The organism is uncultured Fluviicola sp. (genome assembly GCF_902168135.1).
Taxonomy (GTDB): Bacteria; Bacteroidota; Bacteroidia; order Flavobacteriales_D; family Crocinitomicaceae; genus Fluviicola.
The window spans coordinates 25,616-31,777 of sequence record NZ_CABHOL010000051.1; the positions used below are offsets into that span (position 1 = coordinate 25,616).

The 6,162-nt window shown below is 41.0% G+C and carries 7 protein-coding genes; all 7 read left to right on the plus strand.

Features of this window, described 5'->3' with window-relative positions; all coding sequences use genetic code 11:
• The first annotated feature begins 10 nt into the window (after positions 1 to 10).
• On the plus strand, positions 11 to 1,039 hold the full coding sequence (locus tag QZT69_RS17340) for a YncE family protein (RefSeq protein WP_294678697.1): 1,029 nt from the start codon (positions 11 to 13) through the stop codon (positions 1,037 to 1,039).
• Positions 1,032 to 2,009 carry a T9SS type A sorting domain-containing protein gene (locus tag QZT69_RS17345; protein ID WP_294678705.1) on the plus strand — a complete coding sequence of 326 codons (978 nt, stop codon included), beginning with the start codon at positions 1,032 to 1,034 and terminating at the stop codon, positions 2,007 to 2,009. The genes QZT69_RS17340 and QZT69_RS17345 overlap by 8 nt, the downstream gene beginning before the upstream one ends.
• Before the next feature lie 80 nt (positions 2,010 to 2,089).
• Positions 2,090 to 2,587: a MarR family transcriptional regulator gene (locus tag QZT69_RS17350; protein WP_294678713.1), complete on the plus strand. Its 498-nt coding sequence runs from the start codon at positions 2,090 to 2,092 to the stop codon at positions 2,585 to 2,587.
• 79 nt (positions 2,588 to 2,666) lie between these two features.
• Entirely contained in the window at positions 2,667 to 3,494 is an 828-nt protein-coding gene (locus QZT69_RS17355) for a hypothetical protein (protein WP_294678720.1), read from the plus strand.
• Between the two features lie 11 nt (positions 3,495 to 3,505).
• Positions 3,506 to 4,426, plus strand: coding sequence for a TIGR01777 family oxidoreductase (locus QZT69_RS17360; protein ID WP_294678727.1), 921 nt, complete (start codon positions 3,506 to 3,508; stop codon positions 4,424 to 4,426).
• A 170-nt stretch (positions 4,427 to 4,596) separates the two neighbouring features.
• Positions 4,597 to 5,034, plus strand: a complete 438-nt coding sequence (locus tag QZT69_RS17365) for a hypothetical protein (protein WP_294678735.1) — start codon at positions 4,597 to 4,599, stop codon at positions 5,032 to 5,034.
• A gap of 7 nt (positions 5,035 to 5,041) precedes the next feature.
• The coding region (locus QZT69_RS17370; RefSeq protein ID WP_294678739.1) for a hypothetical protein at positions 5,042 to 6,162 on the plus strand (1,121 nt) is incomplete at its 3' end.

Below are 6,162 nucleotides of genomic sequence, written 5' to 3' on the forward strand. Positions count from 1 at the left end.
ACTATTCCTTATGCTTCTTGCATTTTCCTGTAAAAAGAAAAAAATAGAAGAACCAGAGGCTCCACCGACATTGCAGCATGGAATGCTTGTGTTGAACGAAGGACTTTTTCAGCAGAACAATGCAACTTTGGGTTGGTACAATTTTTCAGACAACGCCTATACGGGCAATTTCTTTGAGCAAAAAACCAACCGCTCACTGGGTGATACCGGGAATGATATGAAACGTTACGGCGGAAAAATCTACGTGATTGTCAATGTTTCCAGTACGCTGGAAATCCTGGATGCTTCAACCGGGAACAGTATCAGTCAGATTTCCATGGTTGCCAACGGAACTCCCAAGCAGCCACGCTACATTACATTCAACGGCGCAAAAGCATACATTACCTGCTACGATGGATTTGTGGATGTTTTGGACACAGCTTCACTCAGTATAACAAACCGCATACCCGTTGGTGCCAATCCCGAAGGTCTGACGATCAGCAACGGAAAACTATTTGTAGCCAATTCCGGGGGATTGAATTTCCCCAATGTAGACAGCACCGTTTCTGTTATCGATTTGGGAAGTCTACAGGAAATCACACGAATTACAGTCGGAAAAAACCCGGGATCAATACAGGCTGACCAAAACGGGGACGTGTATGTTATTACACGTGGAAATTATTCCTCTATTCCTTCACGCATGCACCGGATCAATGCAAGTACAAATACACTGGCTCAATCCTTCACATTCGACGCAAGTGGAATTACCGCATTCAACTCGAGCTTCCTGATCTCCTACCACGATTTTAGCTCGGGAGACAACCGGATCGCGCTTTTTGACACAAACACGGAAACAATTACCAATCCGCAATACATCCCTACTTCCGGAATACAGACATTATACGGCATCCAGTATTCCACTATTACGAACAAGATTTACTGCCTGGACGCAAAAAACTATACCGTGACCGGACAGGTTCATGTATTTTCTTCCAACGGCATTTTTGAAACAAGTTATAACGTGGGATTAAACCCAACAAGCATTTTAATTTATGAATAAGTTCATTTTCATCCTTTTTATCCTACCCGGTTTTTTACATGCACAAAGCTTTCATCCTGCTCCCGGAAACCCCGGAACGAATGCCATTAAGAAAGACAGTTCCTGTTTTGTTTCCTGGGCCAGCGGTGGCACGGTTCAAAGAGGCTATCTGGATATTGCTGATACGACAATAACTATCAGCGGGTCAAACAGGGCAAGTTATGGGAACCTGAACCTGGCTTTGGGGCCTGCAACCGGTTCTGTAACTGATGTTCTTTCTTTAGGTGACAGCGGTGTAGCAACATTGAGCTTCGATCAGTTTATTATGGATGGTCCCGGTTATGATTTTGCCGTGTTCGAAAATGGATTCATGGATGATTATATCGAAATGGCTCACGTAGAAGTCAGTTCCGACGGGGTACATTTTTTCCGATTCCCATCAACAACAGAAGTTCCTACAACGGTGCAAGCATCCAATGCCACCTACACGGATTGCCGGATGATCAATAACCTGGCTGGAAAGTACCGGCTTGGCTATGGAACACCCTTTGACCTGAGCGACCTTCCCAACGATCCGAATCTGAACAAATCTGCCGTAACACTGGTGCGGATTATTGATGTAATTGGTGCTGTTTCCGGGCATGTAACTACTGATCAATTCGGAACGACGATCAACGATCCTTATCCAACAGCATTCGAATCAGGTGGATTTGACCTCGAGGCAATCGGAATTATCAACGGCACACTTGGACTTCCTGATTTGGATGTATTGAACGTACAGGCTTTCCCAAATCCGGCAACAGGTCACGTTCAAATTACTCTGAATGGCGAAGCCGAATTAACGCTTTATTCTACGGACGGAAGATTAATCCTAAGCAAAAAACACCTGGATTCTTCATTCATTTCCGTAGAAGAACTGTCACCCGGAATGTACTATTTACAGGTAAATCAAAACGGTAAGCTGCAGAATTTGAACATTTTGAAAAAATAAGAGAAAGCGCAGTTTTGATATACAGCATAAAAATGCCGTAATTTTCAATTATTATTGAAAATATTGTATATATTTGATTCATGGAATTAGAACAAGCCAAACAGCAATTCATTCAAACCTGGGGAAACTTCGGATCTCAATGGGGAATTAATCGCTCCATGGCCCAGGTCCATGCCTTGCTAATTGTTAGTGACAGTCCGCTTTGCACGGAAGACATCATGGAGCGGCTTTCTATTTCCAGAGGGAATGCCAATATGAACATCCGTGAGCTGGCTAATTGGAATTTAATTTACAAAGAAAGTATAGCCGGAGACCGCAAAGAGTATTTCCGTGCCGAAAAAGACATGTGGGAAGTAGCCAAACGCATTGTGAAAGAACGCAAACGCAGAGAGCTCGAACCTTTGCAGCAGCATTTGGCTGAGCTCAAAAAAGTAGAGCAATCCTACGAATCCATTTCTTTCGTCGCTACCATTGAAAACATTGAGCGTTTGGTCAGCCGATTGGATTCTTTATCCGGCACTCTGATGAAAGCTGACGAACACGTGTTCTTTGGAAAAATATTGAATCTATTCAAATAGAAGGAGTTAACTTCCTTTTTTTTGATTTTTATTTTCAAAAAATATTGAAAGTTTTGAATTAATAATAAATAAAAATAACATGGAAAATATTGCTCTTCTCTACGATAAAGATTGCCCACTCTGCTGCTGGTATACACGAATTTTTGTGAAATACAGACTCCTGGATGAAAAAGGCAGAATTCCTTATGTAGACTACGTTCTAAAGCATCCCGGAGAGGTTGATACCAACATCGCTCAAACAAAAATTGCATGTGTGAATCATCAAAGCCACGAAGTCCGGTACGGAATTGACGGCTTGCTTATGCTGCTCGGTTACCACTCACGAATAATAAAGATCCTGGGAAACTTCAAACCTATTAATTGGCTATTAAAAATCCTATACCTGCTTTTCAGCTATAACAGAAGAATAGTTGCTCCTGTTCTGAAAAAAAATGCATTTGAATGTAATTGTGAGCCTCCAAAATCTATTCTCTGGAGAATCAACTTCATTCTCCTGACGAGTTTTCTCACTTATGCCATTGTTAGCTGGTATTTCCATCAATTCCTGGGTGAATACCTTGTCGACACAGCACCGAATGATTTAATCCTGCTTGCGGCACAAATCGGGTTTCAAGGACTGGCTTTTCTGCTGCTCGGTCAAAAAAACAGTTACGATTACATCGGACACCTCGTTTTCGTCTCTTTTTTAGGCGCGCTGCTCCTGTTGTTTTTTGGAATCGGAATCCAGTTCGCAAACTTCCTGGGAATTGAAACCCACTTCCTGGCTGTTGTCTGTTACGGAATGACAGTTACATTCATGTTCTTCGAACACAAAAGACGTGTTGCATTGAAAAATTGGACCTGGAAATTAAGTCTCAGCTGGATCCTGTTCAGAATGTGCATTTATCCGCTTGTTTTCCAACTTTAAACCCAAACACCATGAAAAAGATAGTTCTTTTCGCTGCCAACGGATTCATAGGGAAATCCATTATTGACTATACAAAAACATATCAAAAAGAGTATCAAATCACTGCCGTATCCCGAAAACCCATCGCTCAATTACCGGAAGGATTCAAACAGGTTCTTTGGGATGGAAAAACGATCGGTCCATGGGCAAAAGAACTGGAAGGCGCAGATTTGGTTATTAATCTTGCCGGAAAATCCGTGAATTGCCGGTATAATGCTAAAAACAAAACAGAAATTTTCGCTTCACGACTGGACAGTACACGCATCATCGGTGAAGCCATTGAGGATTGCACGCTTAAACCTATTTGCTGGATTAATGTAGCCAGTGCAACCATTTACGAACATTCTTTGGAGAACCCGAATACGGAAGAAAAAGGAATCATCGGAAAAGGATTTTCTGTCAATGTATGCAAAGCCTGGGAAAAAGCGTTTTTTGCCTTCAAAGATATTCCAACCAGGCAAATACTCGTGCGTTCTACCATTGTTTTAGGAAAGAACGGCGGAGTTTACCCGGTATTAAAAAAACTGGCATGCCTGGGTTTAGGCGGGAAAATGGGACCGGGAAACCAGATGGTAAGCTGGATACACATCCGGGATTTCTGCAGAGCACTCTTTTTTATTGCTGAAAAGGAACAAACAGCTTCTATTTACAATTTAGGAACTCCTCATCCGGTACAAAACAGGGTGTTTCAAAAAGAGTTGCGTACCAGTTTGGGCATTCCCTTTTTCATCAATCAGCCGGTATGGATGCTAAAACTAGGAGCTTTACTTATCCGAACCGAAACCGAATTAATTCTAAAGAGCCGGTACATATCTCCCGAAAATTTAATGCGCGAAAAATTTCAATTTGAATTTCCAACCATTAAGTCTTGTTTAGGCAATTTGAATTGCTAATTCTTTACATTGTTATTTTTTATAACTTTTCATGTAAACTTCTAACAATATCCATTAAATTCATGATATTTTAACATTCAACTCTTTCCAAACCAAACATTTTTTCAAAATATGCATATTTTCATGCAACGAATTAATTAATTATTTCGTTTTAAAATAAACTTGAGATTATGAAGAAGATGCGTGTTTTAGCAAAAGTATCATTGATTGCTTTAACTTTTCTAGTATGGAGCAGTACTGTTTTTTCCCAAAGTAAGATGCCTGTAGGTTCTCTTACTACTGAATGGAATCTTTTCCAGGAAGTAAAAGGAGTAAAATTTTCTGCCAAAAAAGAAATTCAGGCAAAGGATGAATATGTGTTAGTAAAGCTTGAAAACACAACGAATAAAGAAATAACTATTTCTTATACGCTTGCTGTAAATTACAATTTGGGGTGTAACGGGTGCAATAAAGAGAACTTGAAATCATATACGATTCCTGCTATGTCTTCTATTGAAGGAAATCTTTCGCACTTTGCATCTCCGTTGGCGATGCACATTACCAATAATGATCCGAAAAACACTTACATTCCTTTACACATTTCTACAGAAAACCTGACCATTAAATAAGTTAGTCATGAAAAAATTAATACTATTTATCGCGCTGCTTGCTTCAGGCCAGTCATTTAGCCAGCAAACCAATTGCTTTATAACCGTTAGCCCTTTAGACACTACAGTATGTCCTGGAGATAGCGTGCCGATTTCGGCTCTTGGTTCTCTTTTGAATGCCAACCAGTCCTTTGATTTTAACACGAGTACTATTCCTTCGGGATGGTCAACTCAGGGAGGTCTTGGCTTTACACCTCCATGTGCTCCGGCAGCTTTGGATGGTACAGAATTCTATTGGGCTTCTACATCGGCATCAAATGTAACTCCGGGTATTACAACCGCTGCTTTCGATATTCATTGTCCTGGTGGATTTGTTTCTTTTGAAATGATTTATGCCAATACAAGTTCATCCCCTTGTGAACAGCTTGACCAATATGATGAAGGGGTTGCTCTACAATATAGTATTGACGGAGGTGCAACCTGGGTAACAATCAACTACTGGGCTTGGAACGGAGATATGTTAACAAGTATCCCTACAACTACTATTCCGGGTGCTCCTTTCGGTGGTCCTTCAACCCCAATGTCAGTATGGTCTTCATTTACCGTCCCCATTCCATCGGCTGCAAACACTTATTCTACCATGTTTAGATGGTATCAGGAAAACACTTCCGGGAATGGTTTTGATAACTGGGGGCTTGACAATATTGTCATTAATGCAATGGGTGGAAGCTGTTCGTCAAATATGAACCTGGTTTGGAGTAATGGACTTACCGGAGAAGATAACACTCTTATTGCAGGGGCCGCAGGTACTGATTCTACCTTTACAATTAGTGTTTATGATACAACTGGTGCTTTGCAATGTACATCTTCACCGGTTACTATTCATGTACATCCTGATAACGTAACTTACAACTTACAGGATTACGCCTATTCTTACTGTCCTACCACAAACCCAATGGTTCAGGTTACAAATATCTCTGGGGCTATTCCTCCTTATACTGTTAACTGGACAGATATTCCGAGCACCAATAACCCGCAAAGTTTATCAACGGGCGGTGCAGAACACGATTCCATAACCTATCATGTCACAATATCAGATGGTTGTGGATTCGAAAGGCAGGACAGTGTCATACCTGTCTCTTATACACA

Bases quoted from the DNA above. Each gene is read 5' to 3' on its own strand.
- QZT69_RS17345 (WP_294678705.1), top strand. From the start codon at position 1,032: ATGAATAAGTTCATTTTCATCCTTTTTATCCTACCCGGTTTTTTACAT.
- QZT69_RS17365 (WP_294678735.1), top strand. From the start codon at position 4,597: ATGAAGAAGATGCGTGTTTTAGCAAAAGTATCATTGATTGCTTTAACT.
- QZT69_RS17355 (WP_294678720.1), top strand. From the start codon at position 2,667: ATGGAAAATATTGCTCTTCTCTACGATAAAGATTGCCCACTCTGCTGC.
- QZT69_RS17350 (WP_294678713.1), top strand. From the start codon at position 2,090: ATGGAATTAGAACAAGCCAAACAGCAATTCATTCAAACCTGGGGAAAC.
- QZT69_RS17360 (WP_294678727.1), top strand. From the start codon at position 3,506: ATGAAAAAGATAGTTCTTTTCGCTGCCAACGGATTCATAGGGAAATCC.
- QZT69_RS17340 (WP_294678697.1), top strand. From the start codon at position 11: ATGCTTCTTGCATTTTCCTGTAAAAAGAAAAAAATAGAAGAACCAGAG.